Annotated in this window: 14 protein-coding genes and 1 pseudogene; 1 reads left to right on the forward strand and 14 read right to left on the reverse strand. The window is 43.5% G+C overall.

All coding sequences use genetic code 11. The features are described from left to right. Nucleotides 1–124: 124 nt before the first annotated feature. The 9 genes and pseudogenes from JYB65_RS06440 to JYB65_RS06475 form a co-directional block, all read right to left on the reverse strand. On the reverse strand, nucleotides 125–1,183 hold the full coding sequence (locus JYB65_RS06440; RefSeq protein ID WP_245156628.1) for an NAD(P)H-dependent flavin oxidoreductase: 1,059 nt from the start codon (nucleotides 1,181–1,183) through the stop codon (nucleotides 125–127). Nucleotides 1,184–1,339: 156 nt separating this feature from the next. Next, nucleotides 1,340–1,603 (reverse strand): annotated as a pseudogene (locus tag JYB65_RS15105) (MarR family transcriptional regulator); the annotation flags it as partial. A 57-nt stretch (nucleotides 1,604–1,660) separates the two neighbouring features. After that, complete coding sequence (gene fabZ, locus JYB65_RS06445; protein WP_206581838.1) at nucleotides 1,661–2,086, reverse strand: 3-hydroxyacyl-ACP dehydratase FabZ; 426 nt, start codon at nucleotides 2,084–2,086, stop codon at nucleotides 1,661–1,663. Between the two features lie 41 nt (nucleotides 2,087–2,127). Continuing rightward, complete coding sequence (gene fabF / locus JYB65_RS06450) at nucleotides 2,128–3,369, reverse strand: beta-ketoacyl-ACP synthase II (protein WP_206581839.1); 1,242 nt, start codon at nucleotides 3,367–3,369, stop codon at nucleotides 2,128–2,130. Between the two features lie 48 nt (nucleotides 3,370–3,417). After that, nucleotides 3,418–4,158, reverse strand: a complete 741-nt coding sequence (gene fabG / locus JYB65_RS06455; protein ID WP_206581840.1) for a 3-oxoacyl-[acyl-carrier-protein] reductase — start codon at nucleotides 4,156–4,158, stop codon at nucleotides 3,418–3,420. Between the two features lie 30 nt (nucleotides 4,159–4,188). Then, the gene (locus tag JYB65_RS06460) at nucleotides 4,189–5,199 is read right to left on the reverse strand and encodes an ACP S-malonyltransferase (RefSeq protein ID WP_206581841.1); all 1,011 of its coding nucleotides are present in this window, start codon (nucleotides 5,197–5,199) and stop codon (nucleotides 4,189–4,191) included. Further along, nucleotides 5,144–6,109, reverse strand: a complete 966-nt coding sequence (gene fabK, locus JYB65_RS06465; RefSeq protein WP_206581842.1) for an enoyl-[acyl-carrier-protein] reductase FabK — start codon at nucleotides 6,107–6,109, stop codon at nucleotides 5,144–5,146. The genes JYB65_RS06460 and fabK overlap by 56 nt, the downstream gene beginning before the upstream one ends. Before the next feature lie 16 nt (nucleotides 6,110–6,125). After that, a complete protein-coding gene (locus JYB65_RS06470) occupies nucleotides 6,126–7,130 on the reverse strand; it encodes a beta-ketoacyl-ACP synthase III (protein WP_206581843.1) in 1,005 nt (334 codons plus the stop codon). Nucleotides 7,131–7,591: 461 nt separating this feature from the next. Then, complete coding sequence (locus JYB65_RS06475) at nucleotides 7,592–9,085, reverse strand: aldehyde dehydrogenase family protein (protein WP_206581844.1); 1,494 nt, start codon at nucleotides 9,083–9,085, stop codon at nucleotides 7,592–7,594. Nucleotides 9,086–9,434: 349 nt separating this feature from the next. Here JYB65_RS06475 and JYB65_RS06480 point away from each other — a divergent pair, with 349 nt between their 5' ends. After that, entirely contained in the window at nucleotides 9,435–10,640 is a 1,206-nt protein-coding gene (locus tag JYB65_RS06480; RefSeq protein ID WP_206581845.1) for a glycosyltransferase, read from the forward strand. Nucleotides 10,641–10,750: 110 nt separating this feature from the next. Here JYB65_RS06480 and JYB65_RS06485 read toward each other — a convergent pair whose 3' ends face one another. From JYB65_RS06485 to prfB, 5 genes are all read right to left on the reverse strand, one after another. Further along, nucleotides 10,751–12,820, reverse strand: a complete 2,070-nt coding sequence (locus tag JYB65_RS06485) for a methyl-accepting chemotaxis protein (RefSeq protein WP_206581846.1) — start codon at nucleotides 12,818–12,820, stop codon at nucleotides 10,751–10,753. 83 nt (nucleotides 12,821–12,903) lie between these two features. Further along, the gene (locus tag JYB65_RS06490) at nucleotides 12,904–13,572 is read right to left on the reverse strand and encodes an HAD-IA family hydrolase (protein ID WP_206581847.1); all 669 of its coding nucleotides are present in this window, start codon (nucleotides 13,570–13,572) and stop codon (nucleotides 12,904–12,906) included. 182 nt (nucleotides 13,573–13,754) lie between these two features. Next, nucleotides 13,755–14,906 carry a sodium ion-translocating decarboxylase subunit beta gene (locus JYB65_RS06495; RefSeq protein WP_206581848.1) on the reverse strand — a complete coding sequence of 384 codons (1,152 nt, stop codon included), beginning with the start codon at nucleotides 14,904–14,906 and terminating at the stop codon, nucleotides 13,755–13,757. A gap of 131 nt (nucleotides 14,907–15,037) precedes the next feature. Next, nucleotides 15,038–17,293: a Tex family protein gene (locus JYB65_RS06500; RefSeq protein ID WP_206581849.1), complete on the reverse strand. Its 2,256-nt coding sequence runs from the start codon at nucleotides 17,291–17,293 to the stop codon at nucleotides 15,038–15,040. A 5-nt stretch (nucleotides 17,294–17,298) separates the two neighbouring features. After that, nucleotides 17,299–18,400, reverse strand: a protein-coding gene (gene prfB / locus JYB65_RS06505; RefSeq protein WP_206581850.1) for a peptide chain release factor 2 whose coding sequence is annotated in 2 segments (ribosomal slippage) — nucleotides 17,299–18,324 and nucleotides 18,326–18,400 — 1,101 coding nt in all. Because the reading frame shifts where the segments join, the coding sequence is not laid out codon by codon here. Nucleotides 18,401–18,410 lie beyond the last annotated feature (10 nt).

An 18,410-nucleotide genomic window follows, 5' to 3' on the forward strand; every position in this document is an offset into this window, starting at 1 on the left:
CTCGTCAAGGTCTATTATAATAGGACCGGAAGATTGCCGCAAGCAACAACACTCCGTTCATGGATTTCTGCCCAATGAACGGAGTGTTTTAAATTTATACCTATGTGTTATTCTTTTAAGCTATTTATCTTCCTGTCAATTCTCTGAAAATGTCCTTCACTTTTACAATCTTATCGACATAATGTGCATTGCTTCCGCAGAACACCAGCCCATTTTCTGCATCCCCTTTAGCCGCTGTGATAAGGGCTTCCGTAATACAATATAGGGCTTCTTTTGGATTGCAAGCCGTCAAGCAGCCATTGCAGCGCTTAATCGGAAGCTTTTGGGCCGACTGAGCAACCGTTGTAATAAACTTATTTCGGATCGCTCTGCCCGGCATGCCGACAGGACTTTTTATGATAACAATATCCTCTTTTGTGCAATTTACATAAGCGTCCTTAAAGCTTTGAGGGGCATCACATTCTTCCGTCGGGACAAAGCGCGTTCCCACCTGTACCCCATCCGCTCCGTAAGCCAGCGCTTTCTCCACATCTTCTTTGGTGTAAATTCCGCCGCCGACAATAAGCGGGCAATCCGGCAGTGAAGAAATTTCTTGTTTGATCTCCATAATGGTTTTATAGAAATTCTCACTTGCCAAATCAAGCTGCTCTTCTTTAAACCCAAGGTGTCCGCCTGCCTTTGGTCCTTCAAACACAATAGCATCCGGTGTGCGGTTGTATTTTTTCGCCCAGCTCCGAATAATGACTGCAGCCGCTCTGGCTGAAGAAACAATCGGAACAAGTTTTACGTCCTTATCTTTTACCAGCCCCGGCAGAGACGTCGGCAAACCTGCCCCTGAAATAATAATCTGCGCACCAGCCTCAACGGCTGCTTTTACGATTTCATCATAATTTCTTGCGGCGCACATCATGTTAATTCCGATGGGACCTGCCCCCGGAATGTCCTTTACTTCATTGATCGCTTGTTCCACTTCTCTTTTCATAGCCCGAACATTGGCCGACAGCGGGTCTGTATAAAAATCATCTTCCATATAACCCGGCTGCGCGCCTGAGATAATGCCGACCCCGCCGCATTTAGAGACAGCCGCAGCGAGCTTCCACATGGAAATGCCTATTCCCATGCCCCCTTGAAAAATAGGGATCGGAACATACAAGTTCCCCATATTTAACGGCTTCAATTCCATCGGCTCATCCGATTGAATCGGGGTTAGTAACTGCCTGTGGAAAAATTCCTGCACACCCTCCAGCGATTTGATGAGTACATTCATTTCCTCTTCCGTCATATGTGAAGTAATATTTTCTATCATATCATGATGAAATGCTTGATGCTCTTCCACTACTTTTACGCCGGAATCTGTCAATTCTATTTTGACAATTCGCCGATCTTCCGGTACTCTGCTTCTGCCAACATAACCCTTTTTTACAAGCTTATTGATGGCAACGGTTAATGTGCTTACACTGATTTTCAGTGCGCCCGCGACTTGGGTCATGGTTTTCAGTTTCCCTACACCAATCGCCTCCAATGTGTGAATCTCAGTGATGGAAAGATCCGTATTGCTGGATTGTTTTAACGCCTGTTCTTCAATTTTAAGCACACTGTTCATGAGTCCAACTAGTATTTCATTCAGCTTTGTTATTTTATCCACTACAATCTCCTATTCTTAACCAATTGCAAAGGTAATTTCACATTTACAAGCTACTTTATCACCAATAGAGGCAGTTGCCAATCCTTTACCCGCTTTGCTGCGAAGACGGTCTAGCTCAACATGAAGGTGTAAAGTATCTCCAGGTAGGACTTTCTGACGAAATTTCGCTTCACTAATTCCACCAAAATAGGCAATCTTGCCCTTGTGTTCAGGCATGGACAAAATCGCAACTGCTCCAGCCTGAGCCAAAGCTTCCACAATCAGGACGCCCGGCATCACCTTCTCCTGAGGGAAATGCCCTTCAAAGTAATATTCTTTTTCATTCACATACTTGATTGCAGTGATGCTTTTTCCGATTTCCATTTCTTCAATTTCATCAATCAATAAAAATGGGTCTCTATGTGGAATAATTTCCATAATCTGTTCTCTATTCATCAACATATTATTCGCACCTTTCCATAAAACCATTTTCGGTTAACGTTTTATTTGGTAAATTTCTTTATAAGAATGGTCCCGTTATGTCCGCCAAATCCAAGCGAATTGGATAAAACGTAATTCAATTCCTTACTTTTTCCTACATTCGGAACATAATCCAAATCCAATTCCTCATCCGGAACCTTATAGTTAATCGTCGGCGGGATAAAATCATCCCCCAACGCTTTCGTACAAATAACCGCTTCAATGGCTCCTGCCGCACCCAGCAAGTGTCCGGTCATGCTCTTTGTGGAACTGATCGGAACCTTTGTGTCTGGGCCAAATACGGATTTAATCGCAATGGTTTCAAATGCATCATTGTACGGCGTTCCTGTACCGTGCGCATTGATGTAGTCCACCTGCTCCGGTTTAATTCCTGCCTCTGCAATCGCCATCTGCATAGCTGCCGCCGCACCATCACCTGACGGAGAAGGAGAAGTAACATGATACGCATCGCACGTTGTGCCGTAACCGACAATTTCGCCGTAAATCTTCGCCCCTCTTGCAAGCGCATGTTCCAGCTCCTCTAGAATTAAAAATCCGGAACCTTCTCCCATGACGAAGCCATCTCTTTCCTTATCGAAAGGAGTAGAACATCGGTCCTTATCGGTTCTTGTGGACAAAGCAGTCATGTTTGCAAAGCCTGCGAAACATACCGGCGCAAAGGCCGCTTCCGCTGCTCCCGCTAACATCGCATCCGTGTACCCATGCTTAATGCTTCTGTAAGCTTCTCCAATGCTGTGTGTGCCGGCCGCACAGGCTGTCACAAGCCCAATGCTGGTCGCCTTCGCATTGAATTCAATCGATAGATTTCCTGCCAATATGTTCGGAATCACCATCGGCACCAAAAGTGCGGATACTCTTGAATAAGCCTTATCCTCTTCTTTTTGTGCGGCCTTCCTCGTTTCTGCTTCCAGCGTCATAATACCGCCGATACCGGTACCTGCTATCACGCCAAATCGAAACGGATCCACATTTTCACCGCTTACGATGCCACTGTCTTTGATTGCTTCTTTTGCAGCGGTTAACCCGAATTGACAATGTCGATCCAATCTCTTGGCCGCTCTCTTGTCTTCGTATTCAAAACCTTTTACTTCACCGCCCATAATCGCTTTTTGATAGGTTGTGTCAAAAAGTGTGATTTTATCGATGCCGTTTTTACCGTTTCTTATACCTTCCCAAAAGTCGTCTGCATTGTTTCCTACCGGAGCAACTGCTCCCAGTCCCGTAATAACAACTCGTTTATCCATAAATTCCTCCATCTCCTAATTTCAGCGCTTGGTTTTAAATCCGCTGCACTACATGCTCATACCACCGTCAACACAAATCGTCTGCCCTGTAATATAAGACGACATATCAGATGCCAAAAATAAAGCTGTTTTCGCAATATCTTCTACTGCTCCGATCCTGCCGAGGCTGATCGCTTCATTCATCTTAGCAGTTTGTTCCTCTGTCAATATGCCGGTCATGTCTGTTGCAATATAGCCCGGTGCAATGGCATTTACCCGGATTCCTCTGCGGCCCAGCTCCTTTGCTGCAGACATGGTCATTCCGAGCACTCCTGCTTTGGACGCACTGTAATTCACCTGACCCGGATTTCCCTTTACCCCAACGATAGAGGAGAGGTTCACGATACTCCCGGATTTCTGTTTAATCATGACGGCGGACACTGCTTTCAAGAAGTAGAAACTTCCTTTTAAGTTCGTGTCTACTACCGAGTCAAAATCCTCTTCAGACATTTTGATGAGCAGTTTGTCTTTTGTAATTCCCGCATTATTGACGAGAATATCTATTCTACCAAATTCTTCTTTTGCCTTCTGAACAGCTTGAGCTGCAAAATTTGGTTCAGCCACATCGCCCTTCAAAAGTTCTACCTTGGTACCATATTTCTTCAGTTCCTCTGCTGTTTGCTTCGCAGCTTCCTCATTGCTTCTATAACAAAGCAGGACATTTGCGCCATTCTTGCAAAATTCTTCTGCAATCGCTTTTCCGATGCCCCGTACCCCGCCCGTTATAATTGCACTCTTTTCATTTAACATTCTTTTACCCTCCAAAACGCTAGGCCCCATTTAGGCATTCACGTGCTCTGCCAACAAATCAATGGTATGCTTTAAGCTTTCCATATCTTCCACGTGCAATGTTAATAAGTCTTCTTTAATCTTCTTGACCATACCGCTGAGTGCACTGCCCGGTCCGATTTCAATGACACATTCAATGCCGTCTTTCACCATATTTTCTATGATATCCTGCCAGCATACCGGACTCATTGCTTGTTGGCCCATCCTGTCAGCGATGTACTCACTAACCTTTGCTTCGTCAGCTTGATCCTTTTCCGATAAGCCCGCCATCAGATCCTCTGCGGTTATGTTGGAATACAACTTATACGTCGGTGCCTTTAACTTGCAAGTCATCAAATAGTTTTGCAATTTTTCTGCTGCGGGGGCCATCATCTCGCTGTGGAAAGCTGTTCCCACACTTAACGGGATCGCCTTCATCTTTCTGATCTTTGCTTCTGCTTTGAATCGTTCCAGTGCTGTCTTCTCTCCCGCTACAACCGTCTGAACAGGGGAATTGAAATTCACTCCCTGCAAGATTTCTCCATCCTTCACAGCGGCTACACAGTCTAAAATCGACTGTCTGTCACCGAATGCAGCAACCATGCCTCCTCTTGGTTCGCCGTCCTCCCCAAGTCCTGCTTCATTCATCCAATTGCCGCGTTTGGTGACAATCTCCATTCCTTTGCGGATATCGGAGATACTGCCGGACGCCGTCAATGCCGCATATTCTCCCAGACTAAAACCTGCCATACCAACGATTTCAATCGAGTCTAAAAGTGCTGCATCATGCTTTGCCATTCCTTCAAAAAGAGCCTCATACGCCGCCATTGTTACGGTATAGATACAAGGCTGTGTGATGTGCGTTTGCCGAAGCATTTCTTTGGTACCTTCAAAGCACCACGCTTTTATCTCATCACCGGCAAGTTCCATAATTTCTTTTGCTTTTGGGGAGTGTTCGTATAACTCTTTACCCATTCCGGTGTACTGAGCTCCCTGCCCCACAAATAGTAGCCCTATCTTCATAAATTCTCGTTACCTCCTCAAACATTTCCTGAATCATCTCCGCTGCAGGCTGTTGTTTTTTTACAAGCCCTGCGATCTGTCCTGACATGACGGAGCCGCGTTCCATATCCCCTTTGAATACAGCCGCACTCAACGCTCCGATCCCGACTTTATCAATGGCATCTTGCCCTTCATTGGTTTTTTCCAATGCCAAAATTTCTTTCGCCAATCTATTTTTAATAACACGGACTGGATGTCCTGTGCTTCTTCCGGTTGCACAAGTGTCCGTATCCTTCGCTTTTATGATCGCATCTTTATAGTTTTGGTGAACGATACATTCGGATGCCACAACGAATCTTGTTCCCACTTGAACACCCTTCGCACCAAGCATGTACGCCGCTGCAATTCCTCTGCCGTCTGCAATTCCGCCTGCTGCAATGACCGGAATGTTTACCGCATCCGCAATCTGAGGGATCAGTGCCATCGTCGTCGTTTCACCGATATGTCCTCCGGCTTCCTGCCCTTCCGCAATCACTGCATCCGCCCCGGCCCGTTCCACTCTTATTGCAAGTGCTACGGAAGCGACTACCGGAATCACTTTAATCCCTGCTTCTTTTAAAGTTTTGATGTATTTGCCCGGGTTTCCTGCTCCTGTTGTGACAACCGGCACCTTCTCTTCACATACCACTTGAATCAATTCATCTATGTTCGGCATCATCAACATTAAATTCACACCGAAAGGTTTATCTGTTTTCTCTCTTACTTTCTTTATTTCTTCTCTCAGCCATTCTGCATCATATCCTCCGCTTGCAATAATTCCAAGCCCGCCTCCGTTGCTCACTGCCACCGCTAATGAGCTTTCGGCAATTCTTGCCATAGCGCCCTGTATAATCGGATATTGTGTTTCTATGATCTGACATATTTCGTTCATTGAGTGTCCTCCTAATTTATACTTCGAATATTACAGCTCCTGCGCTAAGACCTCCGCCAAATCCCATCAGCATGATCTTGTCACCCTTTTTGATTTCGCCTGACTGCATGGTATCATAAAGAGCCATCGGCACACTTGCCGCCGAAACATTTCCGGTTTCGCCAATCGTCACTTGGAATTTCTCCATTGGCTGCTTAAATTTCTTTGCAGCCGCCGTGATAATTCTTAAATTTGCCTGATGCGGCACATAATACGTGATGTCCTCCGGCGTCAATCCGGCATACGCCAGTGCCGTTTCCATCACCTCACCAATCGCGTTCACCGCAAATTTAAAGACCTGATTGCCATTCATCGATAAGGCTTGCTTCTCCGGATTATCCGTTTCTTCGTTTGTAAACGGAGTCTTTAAGTATTCCATCCCGCAGGTCAATGAATCCGTTACATCATCATAGTTCTTAACAAATGAGGAAATAATCCCCGTTTTATGTTCATCATACTCCAATAAGGCGCAGCCCGCCCCATCTCCAAAAATGATGCAAGTGGAGCGATCTGTCCAGTCAACAATCCTGCTTAACCGTTCTACACCGATTACTAAAGCTCTGTTAATGATATTGGTGCGAGTTCCCCCATTTTGAACATCCCGTCCGTTTCGCATAAGCGCTTCTGCCATCCACATGCCATAAATAAATCCGCTGCAAGCAGTATTAATATCATAAGCAACGGCATTCGGCAGACCTAATTTTCTCTTTACCAGTGCGCCCATAGAAGGAACGATTTTATCAGGAGTAACGGTTGCTACAATCACTAAGTCAATTGAATTGTAGTCTACACCCTCAAGGGCAACTCTTGCCGCAGCGGTCGCTAAATCCAAAGCAGATTCTTCCGTGGATATATTTCGTTCTTTGATGCCGGTTCTGGAAACGATCCATTCATCATTTGTATCCACAAATCTTGCGATATCATCATTTTTAACAATAAGCTTCGGTAAGGCTTTGCCTGTATTCCTAATTGCAATTCCCAATTTTGCCTCCTTGTTATAACGCCTAAGTAGAAAAATTTCGACTATAGAAATTTTTCTTACCTCTATGCGTTTCAGCGAGTATATATTTTCACCTCGCTATATTGAAATTTATTTTGATAATCAAACTGTTTTATAATATTATATTTTTATTCCCAAGAAAAGTCAAGTCTATGCATGGAAAAAGGGCCATCTGAAAAAAATGCACCTTCATTTGGGCAGCCAGCTCCGATGGATGTTTTGAGGAATGTTCATCTTTTCAAATTTCGTGAGCAATGCTTTCAGCGAGTATGCAATGCGAAGAAAAGCACTGCCTGAGCGCAGCGAGTTTGCTTTTCTACCTGAAAGCAGCAAATGAAATTTACCAAAAGATACATTCTGGAAATGAATCCTGCGGGAGCTAGCTGTTTAAATAAAGGTGCAACTTGTTTTGAAACAGCCCCTCTGGGGTAACATATGAACTTTTATTCTACCGGATACCAACCCACCGGCCCCGGATGCAGATTGATATTGATTTGTTTTATTTCCTGATATTCATGCAATCCATGAATGCCAAGTTCCCTGCCGATCCCAGACATTTTGTAGCCGCCCCAAGGAGCTTCGTTAAAGGTTGGATTATAGCAATTGATCCAAGTAATCCCGGCCCGAATTTCTTTGGTCACCCGTAAAGCTCGTGCCCCATCCGTTGTAAACACGGCACCGGCTAATCCATAGTCCGTATCATTTGCCATTTCTACGGCTTCTTCTTCCGTTTTAAAGGTTTGAATGGTTACCACGGGACCGAAGATCTCTTCCCGAACAATCCTCATGTCCGATGTACAATTGTCAAAAATGGTAGGCATCATATAATAGCCTTTTGCACATTCACCCTCCGTATATTGAGTTCCTCCATAGACGCATTCCGCGCCTTCCGCTTTACCTATTTCAACAAAGCGAAGAACGGTTTCCAGCTGCTCTTTTGATACCAAAGGCCCCATATCTACATCAGAGAGCGGGTGTCCTATTTTTAATAATTTTAATCGTTCAATCAATCTGGCCACAAAGCGGTCTTTTAAACTCTCTTCAATGAGGATTCTTGATCCCGCGGAGCATACTTCCCCCTGATTAAAGAAAACCCCGATCATCGCCCATTCCACAGCACCTTCAAACTCAGCGTCCGCAAAAATAATATTCGGAGATTTTCCGCCAAGTTCCAGCCCGACTTTTTTCAGGTTTCCGGCAGCGGCACGTAGAATGCCCTGGCCAACACTTGTACTGCCCGTAAAGGTTACCATATCTACTTCCGCATTTTCCGCAAGTTCTTGACCAACTGTGGCGCCACCGCCCATGACGAGATTAACCGTACCCGGCGGCAATCCGATTTTGTCTAAAATCTCAAACAAAAGTACAGATGAAATCGGTGTATTCGAACTTGGTTTAAAGACAATGCAATTTCCGGCAGCCAGCGCGGGAGCAATCTTCCATGCCGCCATTAGCAACGGATAGTTCCAAGGCGTGATCAAGGCGCAGACTCCAACCGGTTCATGTACCGTATAGGTATGCATCTTGCCGAAGCCTTCATTTACATTGTATACACTGCCATAAGGCTTATTGACCAGTCCTGCATAATATTTAAAGCAGCTTACCGCATCACTGATATCTTCTTCCGCTTCTCTTAATGGTTTTCCGTTATCTAAACTCTCAATCCTTGCAATTTCTTCATGCCTGTCCTGTATCGCTTCTGCAATGTTATAGAGAATATCGGCTCGTTTCTGTACATCCATACGCCTCCATTCTCCGCTTTTGTAAAAAGCATTCTTTGCTGCTTTTACTGCAAGCTGTGCGTCTTCCCGATTTCCGTCGGCAACTACAGCAAGAACTTCACCGTCAGTCGGTGTAATTACTTCTCTTTTTTCCCCTGAAACGGCATCCACCCACTGACCGTTAATATAATTTCTATAATATTTTTGACTGTTCATCCTTCTACACTCTCCTTGTTGGGTAAGCATCCTTACCATTTAAGTATTCACTACAAATAAATGTCGCGGTCTAAGCATTTATCACCATTTATTTTTTTGGCAGTGACGTTGACGTCAAACAAAAGCATCTGCACATGTACCCGGTCGATTTTCTATTAGTATATAATAACTTCATTCATTAGAAAACCCTCTAACGAACCTATTTGCAAAATTCAATCAATATTATTAATAATACTGTAATAATTATTAAGTAGACTTTTATCAACTTTTGTGCAAAAATAGTGCTTGGGATGAGTTATTAAAATTTAATGACTAATGAATGAAGCTATAAAACAAAGAGGGGATTCAAATGAAAATATTAATCACCACAGATTGGTACAAACCGGTTATTAACGGAGTTGTCACCTCTGTGATCAATTTAAAAGACGAGTTAGAAAAAGCGGGACACGAAGTCAGAGTGCTGACTTTATCTCCTGACGGCAAACAAAAATACGAAGAGGATACTTACTATTTAAAGTCTTTTAGGGTAAAAGTCTATCCTCAAGCGAGAGCGACTCACAATTTCCACAGTGTCTTTCTGCCGGATATATTGGATTGGCACCCGGATATCATCCACTCACAATGCGAATGGTTTTCATTTATATTCGCGAAGTATATTGCCATTAAATTAAACATTCCGATCGTTCATACCTATCACACTATCTACGAGGATTATACACATTATTTATTGCACGGTACCGGCCTTACCAAGAAATTGGTCCTATTCGGAACGAACCGCATTGTAAATTCCATGGACTATGTCATTGCACCTACCATCAAAACGCGTAATTTATTGCTTTCCTATGGAATTGAGAATCCGATTTTTACTATTCCGACAGGAATCAATTTGAATAAATACAGACCACGTATTTCTGAAACAAGACGATTGGAACTCTTAGATACTTTAGGCATCCCGAAAGACAAGACGGTTATCATAAGTATCGGAAGGCTTGCTTACGAAAAGAACATTGATGAGCTGATCGACGATATGATTCTCTTAAAAGAATCCCATCCGGAGATCTTCTTGATTCTTGTAGGCGGAGGTCCCTATGAAAACACGTTAAGAGAGCGGGTAGCCAGCCTTGGCCTTGAGACCAATATCCTATTCACCGGGATGATCTCTCCTGATGAGGTGCCGGAATATTTCCAGATCGGTAAAGTTTTCGTTTGCGCTTCACAAAGCGAAGCACAAGGGCTTACTTATATTGAAGCCCTCGCCAGCGGTATACCTCTATTATGTAAGTACGACCAATGCCTCGAAAATGTATTAGTAGAAGGAACGAACGGTTATTTCTATGATAATGCGGAGGAATTTATTCAAAAACTAATCCACCTCTTGAATACGCCTGATGAATATGCTCAATTCTGCAAAAATGCGGAACAAACTGCTGAAAAATATTCCAAAGAGGTTTTCGGTAAAAGGGTTTTAGAGGTCTATCAAGACGCCCTGAAAAACTTTAAAGGGCATGCTTCTATTCGAGCCCGCTTGATTCCGATGCTGAGGATGTACCGTTAACGCTTTAAAGGATTCTTATAACTACGCAACATTAGAACCCCCAAAATACACCTTTAACCGGTGAATCTTGGGGGTTTTTTATGTAAGTTGTATTGTTATTCCATTTATATTTAATTTTTTAAATTAAATCGGCCAATCAAGTCCTTTAACAGCTGAGCTTGTGCGGATAATTCCTGACTGGAAGCAGCACTCTCTTCTGCAGTCGCCGCATTATTCTGTACGACAGAAGAAATTTGATCAATTCCTAATGTTACTTCTTCCAGAGCTACAGACTGATCTTTTGATTTCACAGAAATCTCACCGATACTTTCCACGATATCCTTTGTTCCTAAGACAACCGTTCCTAGGGAAGCTGCTGTGACTTCTGCGATTCTCGCCCCTTCATTTATGGAATGCAAGGAACCCTCAATCAAAGCTGTTGTATCCTTAGCGGCTTCCGCACTTTTAGAAGCCAAATTCCTTACCTCATCCGCAACAACCGCAAAGCCTTTCCCCGCTTCGCCGGCTCTGGCTGCTTCAACAGCCGCGTTGAGAGCCAAAATGTTTGTTTGGAATGCAATGTCTTCAATCGTCTTGATGATCTTGCCGATTTCACCGGACTTTTGCGTGATGTCATCCATTGCTGCCAATAATTGATGCATCTGCTGATTGCTTGTCTCAATCTCTGTTCCCACCGTTTCTGCACGCTCATTCGCAATACCCGCATTTTCAGTACTCTGCTTGACTTGATCCGAAATCTCCATGATCTTTGCGGATAGCTCTTCAATCGAACTGGCTTGCAAAATAGCCCCTTGACTTAGCTCCTGTGCACCGACCGAGACTTGATCTGCTCCTGTTGATACCTGCTCTGCAACGGTTTGCATTTCTTTAAATATATCGTTTAGTGAACTTAAAATATGATTTAAAGCATCTTTAATGGCCTCAAAATCGCCGATATAATCTTTCTTCACTTCCACTTGCAAATTACCGTTTGATATATTTCTCAGCAAGTTAGAAATATCGCTGATATATCCACTTAGTGTCAAAGAGGTTCCATGGAAGATATTGGCCAGCTGTCCCAGTTCATCCTTCGTTTTAGGAATCTGAAACGCTTCACTCTTTAAGTCGCATCTTCCCATCTTTTCGCCTAATTTCATAACGGATGAGATAGGGGCCAATCCTTTTTTTAAGAAGAGAGCACTGCAGGCAACCAAGACAATCAATCCCACGATCCCAATAGCGGTGAGCACCACTGTTATTTTTGTCACTGCGGCTAACGCTTCTCCCTTATTTACAACAAAGGCACTGGACCATGCAAGATCTGTCCCGCTTAAGGTCAGCGGTTCATGAAAAATCCACGCATTTTTCCCTTTATCATACGGATTATCATTTTCTGTCAAAATTTCTTTTGAATTTGCAACGGCTTGTGAAATCTCTTTGTTATCGGAAACAACTTTTAAAATTTGACCGATTGACTCCTTATCCGCTGTATTCGCGATACAAGTTCCGTCCTGGGTTACAATATAGCTGCAAGAGCTCTTGTATCCGCCTGTATCATAATTTAACCCCCCAAAAGAATTGGTTAAAATATCACAATTGGCAACTCCGATAAACTTGCCGCCCTCATTTAAAATAGGGGTGCTTAACGTCACCATCCATACGGTTTCCCCTGTCGAAAGTTCATACGAATAAGGTGCTGTCACATGGGTCTTCAGCATTTCTTTTGCCGGCGCATAATAATCGCCGGTGGAATAAACATCATAATCATTATAGACATCCATCAAAATGGAGTTTCCGTCTTTAAATGCATAGTAGGATAAGCCTTTCGGCGTATCCGGGAAATAGGCATTTGGTTCAAAAGCATAATAAGCAGAAAAAATCTTATCGTTCTTCAACGCATCTTGGAGAGATTGTCGAAGCATTTTATCGGCCGAAGCTTGATCCAAGCTTTGATACCGCTCTACGTCGTAGGATAAAGCCTCTGAGAAAATCAGCATGTTGTTGAAGTAAGAGATCACTTCCTGTGAGTTCGAATCTGCGATAGAGGCAATTTCTTCTTTCGTTAAATTCGTTACCGTCATTCCAGTTAACACACTAAGGGTTGTACACATCACAAGAATTACTATAAGAATGATAATACTATTAATTAGCGGTATCCTGACACTTAGCTTATGGTTCCATTGAACACTACCCTGGTTCATGTTTTACACTTCCTTCCGTTCCTTCTTCAAATGTAGTATTAAGTATGATACAAACTATAATTGTTAATGAATTTAGGGTTTGGTTAACTAGAACTGCTCTCACGTGCATTCAAAATATCCAGTAATTCTTCCGCTGTCTCAATAATATAATCCGGTGCATCCGGCCCGCATTTATCTTCTTCCGTTACCGCCATAGCCCAGCCTACTAAAACGGATTTAACGCCGGCGGCCTTTGCGCACTTTATGTCAAACATACTGTCCCCCAGCATGATGCTTTCTTCCGGTTTTGCCCCCAGCTTTTCCAGTGCGATCAATATGGGTTCTGGATCCGGTTTATGTTTCGTGCAATCTTCCATTGTGACCACCGCATCCAGGTATTGATGAAGCTCAAATTTCTCAATTCCCTCCGTGGTAGTAGGCCGTAACCGGGAAGTGACGATAGCTGTTTTATATACTTTGTTTTTCAGTTGCTGAAGGAGTTCCAGCATGCCGGGAAATAAGGAAACAAAGTCTCCGAATTTACCTCGCTGATAACTCCGGTATATCTCAATCGCTTCATGGGTTGGATAATCCGGGAATGCCTTTATCATAGAAACTTTTAACGTTTCTCCGAAGGTGCGGATGATGGACTCTCGCTCTCCCGGTGTTCCGGTTATCGTTTCATAGGTATGCTGCCATGACCCAATAATCAATTCGTTGGTGTTCATCAATGTGCCGTCAAAATCAAATAATACCGTGTTAATTTTACTCATTTTTTTTCTCCTGTTTAGGTTCTCTTCAGTCTCATTTATTAGCAATTATTGTTATTATTTTAACATGGTCGAGACTATATGTCTATACGCATCAGTATAAACCTTTTCAGAATCTTTTGCAAATAATAGCACGGCACAGTCTGAGAGGCTGCGCCGTGCTATTATTTTAATATTCCATTTAATCAATATCCGCCAAACATATTTAACATAACAGCCGCCGCAACCGCAGAACCGATTACACCTGCCACATTTGGTCCCATCGCATGCATCAATAGAAAATTGGAAGGATTATCAGCCTGCCCGACCTTCTGCGAAACACGGGCTGCCATCGGAACTGCCGATACGCCTGCAGAGCCTATCAGAGGATTGATTTTTCCACCGCTCGCAACATTCATCACCTTTGCCAAAAGGACACCTCCCGCCGTACCAAAGGCAAAAGCGAAAACACCTAAAATAACAATTTTGATGGTGTCTGCCACTAAAAAGCTAGGGCCTTGTGCGGAAGCACCGACAGCCAATCCAAGCATGATTGTCACGATGTTGATCATGGCATTGGCAGCTGTATCCGATAGCCGAAAGGTTTTTCCGCACTCCTTAAACAAATTGCCCAGCATAAGGAATCCGATCAGCGGCGCTGCTGCAGGAAGCAATAAGACAACAATAACGGTCACCGCTATCGGAAATAAAATCTTTTCTCGTTGGGATACATGCCTCAGTTGATCCATCTTAATCATGCGTTCCTTTTTAGTCGTCAATAATTTCATGATAGGCGGCTGAATAACCGGAACCAAGGCCATATAGGAATACGCGGCAACTGCAACTGCGCCAAGAAGGGCCGGAGCCAACTTCTGAGTCAGATAAATGGCAGTTGGGCCATCAGCTCCTCCAATGATTCCTATAGACGAAGCCTCCTGTGCAGTAAAGCCCAAAAATATTGCGGCAAAAAAAGCAACGAAAATACCAAGTTGGGCTGCTGCACCTAACAGTAATGACTTGGGATTTGCAATAAGCGGACCAAAGTCCGTCATCGCACCGACTCCAAGGAATATCATCGACGGCAGGATTGGCTTCAATAAATAGAACGAAGTCAACAAGCCAGCTTCTGATAGTTGAGACGATGATGTAACATCTATATCTGTTACAAATACGCCTGAGAGTGGTAAATTTGATAACAGCATACCGAATGCAATCGGTATTAACAGCAAAGGCTCAAAGCCTTTTTTTATGGCCAGATACAGCAAAAACAGTGAAACTACAATCATAATAGCACTTTTGTAGTCTAGGTTTGCTATGCCGGTATCACCAATAAACGATTGTACGGTTTGTAATAACATGTCACGCTACTCTCCTTTTCTATGTAGTCAAGCCATTTTAGGGGCTGCCCAAGGAGATCGTATCACACACATTTTGTCCAATACAATAAACCAGTTTGAGGTATACAGTATACTTGTAACTAGTAACATCGTTAAAATTTCATTGTTAATGCGATCTTGTGTCGATCGTGGTCGATACTTAGAATCTTCACCTTGACCGTATCACCGACGGCCACCGCATCCATCGGATGCTTGATAAATTTATTGCTGATTTGTGAGATATGCACCAATCCGTCATTCTTCACACCGATATCGACAAAGGCTCCGAAGTCCACTACATTTCGAACCGTTCCCATCAATTCCATATCTACCTTTAAATCCTCGAAGCTTCTCACATCATTTCGAAATACCACCGCAGGGGTATCTTCTCTCGGATCTCGTCCCGGTTTCTTTATTTCCTCAATGATATCCTTCAGCGTCATTGCACCGATACCGATATCGTCCGCCAGCTTTTCAATACTTTTGCCCAACCCTTTTTTCGGATCTTCTTTGGTCTCTTTCAGGACAGCCAATGCTTCCAGCCCTTTTTTGCCATTCGGTATAATTGCTTTTTTTAATGCAGGATATGTTTCACAAATTCGTTCTTCAATATCCTTCGCTCCGCCTTGACGAATCATTTCTTTATCAATTCCCAGTTTTAACAGCATCGTATCCGCCGCGGCATAGGATTCCGGGTGAACAGAAGTCGCATCCAACGGATTCTTTCCATCTGCGATTCGCATAAATCCGGCACACTGCTTGTACGTTTTTTCACCCAGTTTCGCCACCTTCAAAAGTTCTTTTCGAGCGGTAAACTGTCCCACTTCTTCCCGGTATGCCACAATGTTTTTAGCAATGCCCATATTAATCCCCGCGATATACGAAAGAAGGGATGGAGAAGCCGTATTCAGGTCTACACCCACACGGTTTACGCAATCCTCTACCACATTGGTTAACGCACCGTTTAACAGATTCTGGTCAATATCATGCTGGTACTGGCCCACCCCGATACTCTTAGGAGATATTTTTACTAATTCAGCGAGAGGGTCTTGAAGTCTCCTGCCAAGGGACATCGCCCCTCGAGTCGTTACATCCAAATCCGGATATTCCTCTGTCGCCAGTTTGGAAGCGGAATAAACAGAGGCCCCTGCTTCATTCACAATGGTATAGTTTACATCGTAACCGTTCTTTTTGATGAAATTCTCAACCACTTCCTCTGTTTCTCTGGAAGCGGTTCCATTTCCGATTACGATCGTATTTATTTTAAACTTTTCCACTAACTTTTTTAACGTGGCTTCTGTTCCCGCGATATCCCTTTTCGGTTCAGTGGGATAAACCGTTGTATATGCCAGTAATTTTCCGGTCTCATTTAATACCGCCACTTTACATCCGGTCCGATAACCGGGGTCAATGCTGATAATTCTGGCACCTTTCACCGGCGGAACCATCAATAGTTTCTCCGTATTTTTCGCAAAAACTTTTACGGCTTCCAGTTCTGCACGTTCTGTTAGATTATTTCGCATTTCCCGTTCAATGGAAGGAGCGATTAATCGTTTGTAAGCATCCGTAATGGTATCTTTCAGCAGCTCCGTAAATATTGATTTCTCATTGATCACAACTTGTTTTTCTAATATCGCCTGCAGTTCTTCGATCGGTGCAATCACCTTTACCTTTAGTTTCTTTTCCTTTTCGCCGCGGTTGACAGCTAACACGCGATGATTCGGAATCTTATCAATGCCTTCTTGATGTCCATAATACATTTCATAGACTGTTTTTTCCTCTTCATCTGCCGCTTCCGTGGAGATCAACCCTGCTTTCTGGGTTTTTTCTCGAACCAGCGCGGTAAGCTCCGGATCGTCCGCAATCTTTTCGGCAATGATGTCCATTGCTCCTTGGATTGCCTCCTCAACCGTCTCTACACCTTTTTCTTCACTTACATAAGGGTAGGCCAGTTCTTCCATACTCCCTGCTTCGATCTCCTGCGCAAAAAAAAGCAAAGCTAACGGTTCCAGACCCTTTTCCTTTGCCTTTGAAGCTCTCGTAGATTTCTTCTGCTTATACGGTTTGTATAAATCTTCTACCCGCTGCAGAACTTCTGCTTTCTCTATCTCTACTTTTAATTCTTCGGTTAATTTTCCCTGTTCTTCGATAATCCGGATGACTTCTTCTTTTCTGGTCTCCAAATTTTTTAAATAATTCAGCCGTTCTTCCAGATCTCTCAAGATAACATCTGAGAGACCGCCCGTTACTTCCTTTCTGTAACGAGCGATAAACGGAATGGTATTGCCCTCATCAATAAGCTGAACTGTATTTTCTACCTGTGAAATTTTTATGGAAAACTCCATGGCCAATTTTTCGATAATGTTCATTTTCACTAATCCTTACATTTTAATTTTTCATTGATAAAATAGTCGATATCACCATCCATCACTGCTTGGACATTCCCTATTTCAGCATTGGTTCGATGATCTTTCACTAACGTATAGGGCTGAAATACATACGAACGAATCTGGCTTCCCCATGTGTTTTGAGAGAAGTCGCCTTTCAGTTCCTTTAAGTTATTTTTATGTTCCTGCTGCGCCAGTTCCACCAGCTTGGACTTTAAAATCTTCATTGCCATTTCTTTGTTTTGATGCTGGCTTCTTTCATTTTGGCAGGTTACTACAATATTAGTCGGTAAATGCGTAATTCGAATAGCCGAATCGGTTTTGTTCACGTGCTGGCCTCCGGCTCCGCTGGAACGGTACGTATCGATACGTAAATCTTCCGGATCAATCTCAATGTGGATGTCATCTTCAATTTCAGGGACTACTTCTACAGAAGCAAACGACGTCTGCCTCTTTCCCTGCGAATTAAAAGGCGAAATTCGAACGAGACGGTGAACGCCCCGTTCATTTTTCAAATATCCGTATGCATTTTCACCTTCAACGATTAACGTAGCACTTTTAATGCCTGCTTCCGTATCATCCTGCAAATCGAGCATCCTGCATTTATATCCTTTTTTCTCCGCCCATCTTGTATACATTCGCAGGAGCATTTCTGCCCAATCCATCGCGTCCACTCCGCCTGTTCCGGCATGGATGGATAGAATGGCATTGCTGCGGTCATATTCGCCCGACAATAAGGTCTGAATCCGCAACGTTTCCATATCTTCTTTGCATTTATGGAAAGCCTCTTTGATCTCCTCGATCATCGACGTATCATCCTCTTCTTCCGCCATGTCGATTAGAAGTTCAACTTCTTCCAATGCGATTTGAAGATGGTGAAAAGCGCCCACTTTGTTTTCCAACGCTTTTTTCTCTTTTAACAGTTTCTGCGCCGCTTCGTGATCTTCCCAAAATCCATCGATTCGGGACTCTTGCTCTATATCCTCTAATCGTTTTTCCAGATTAGCGAGGTCAAAGAGACTCACCTACCTCTATCAAATTTACCTTTGCGGCAGGTATCTCATATTTTATCTGATCTAACTCAACCATATAATCCCCC

Source organism: Clostridium aminobutyricum, assembly GCF_017255415.1.
Classification (GTDB): domain Bacteria; phylum Bacillota; class Clostridia; order Peptostreptococcales; family Anaerovoracaceae; genus Aminipila; species Aminipila aminobutyrica.

Coding starts and splice junctions, on each gene's coding strand:
- JYB65_RS06485 (WP_206581846.1), bottom strand. CDS start 12,820: ATGAACCAGGGTAGTGTTCAATGGAACCATAAGCTAAGTGTCAGGATA.
- fabZ (WP_206581838.1), bottom strand. CDS start 2,086: ATGTTGATGAATAGAGAACAGATTATGGAAATTATTCCACATAGAGAC.
- JYB65_RS06475 (WP_206581844.1), bottom strand. CDS start 9,085: ATGAACAGTCAAAAATATTATAGAAATTATATTAACGGTCAGTGGGTG.
- fabF (WP_206581839.1), bottom strand. CDS start 3,369: ATGGATAAACGAGTTGTTATTACGGGACTGGGAGCAGTTGCTCCGGTA.
- JYB65_RS06440 (WP_245156628.1), bottom strand. CDS start 1,183: ATGGAATTGAAGCCGTTAAATATGGGGAACTTGTATGTTCCGATCCCT.
- JYB65_RS06500 (WP_206581849.1), bottom strand. CDS start 17,293: ATGAACATTATCGAAAAATTGGCCATGGAGTTTTCCATAAAAATTTCA.
- fabK (WP_206581842.1), bottom strand. CDS start 6,109: ATGAACGAAATATGTCAGATCATAGAAACACAATATCCGATTATACAG.
- JYB65_RS06460 (WP_206581841.1), bottom strand. CDS start 5,199: ATGAAGATAGGGCTACTATTTGTGGGGCAGGGAGCTCAGTACACCGGA.
- JYB65_RS06480 (WP_206581845.1), top strand. CDS start 9,435: ATGAAAATATTAATCACCACAGATTGGTACAAACCGGTTATTAACGGA.
- JYB65_RS06495 (WP_206581848.1), bottom strand. CDS start 14,906: ATGTTATTACAAACCGTACAATCGTTTATTGGTGATACCGGCATAGCA.
- fabG (WP_206581840.1), bottom strand. CDS start 4,158: ATGTTAAATGAAAAGAGTGCAATTATAACGGGCGGGGTACGGGGCATC.
- JYB65_RS06490 (WP_206581847.1), bottom strand. CDS start 13,572: ATGAGTAAAATTAACACGGTATTATTTGATTTTGACGGCACATTGATG.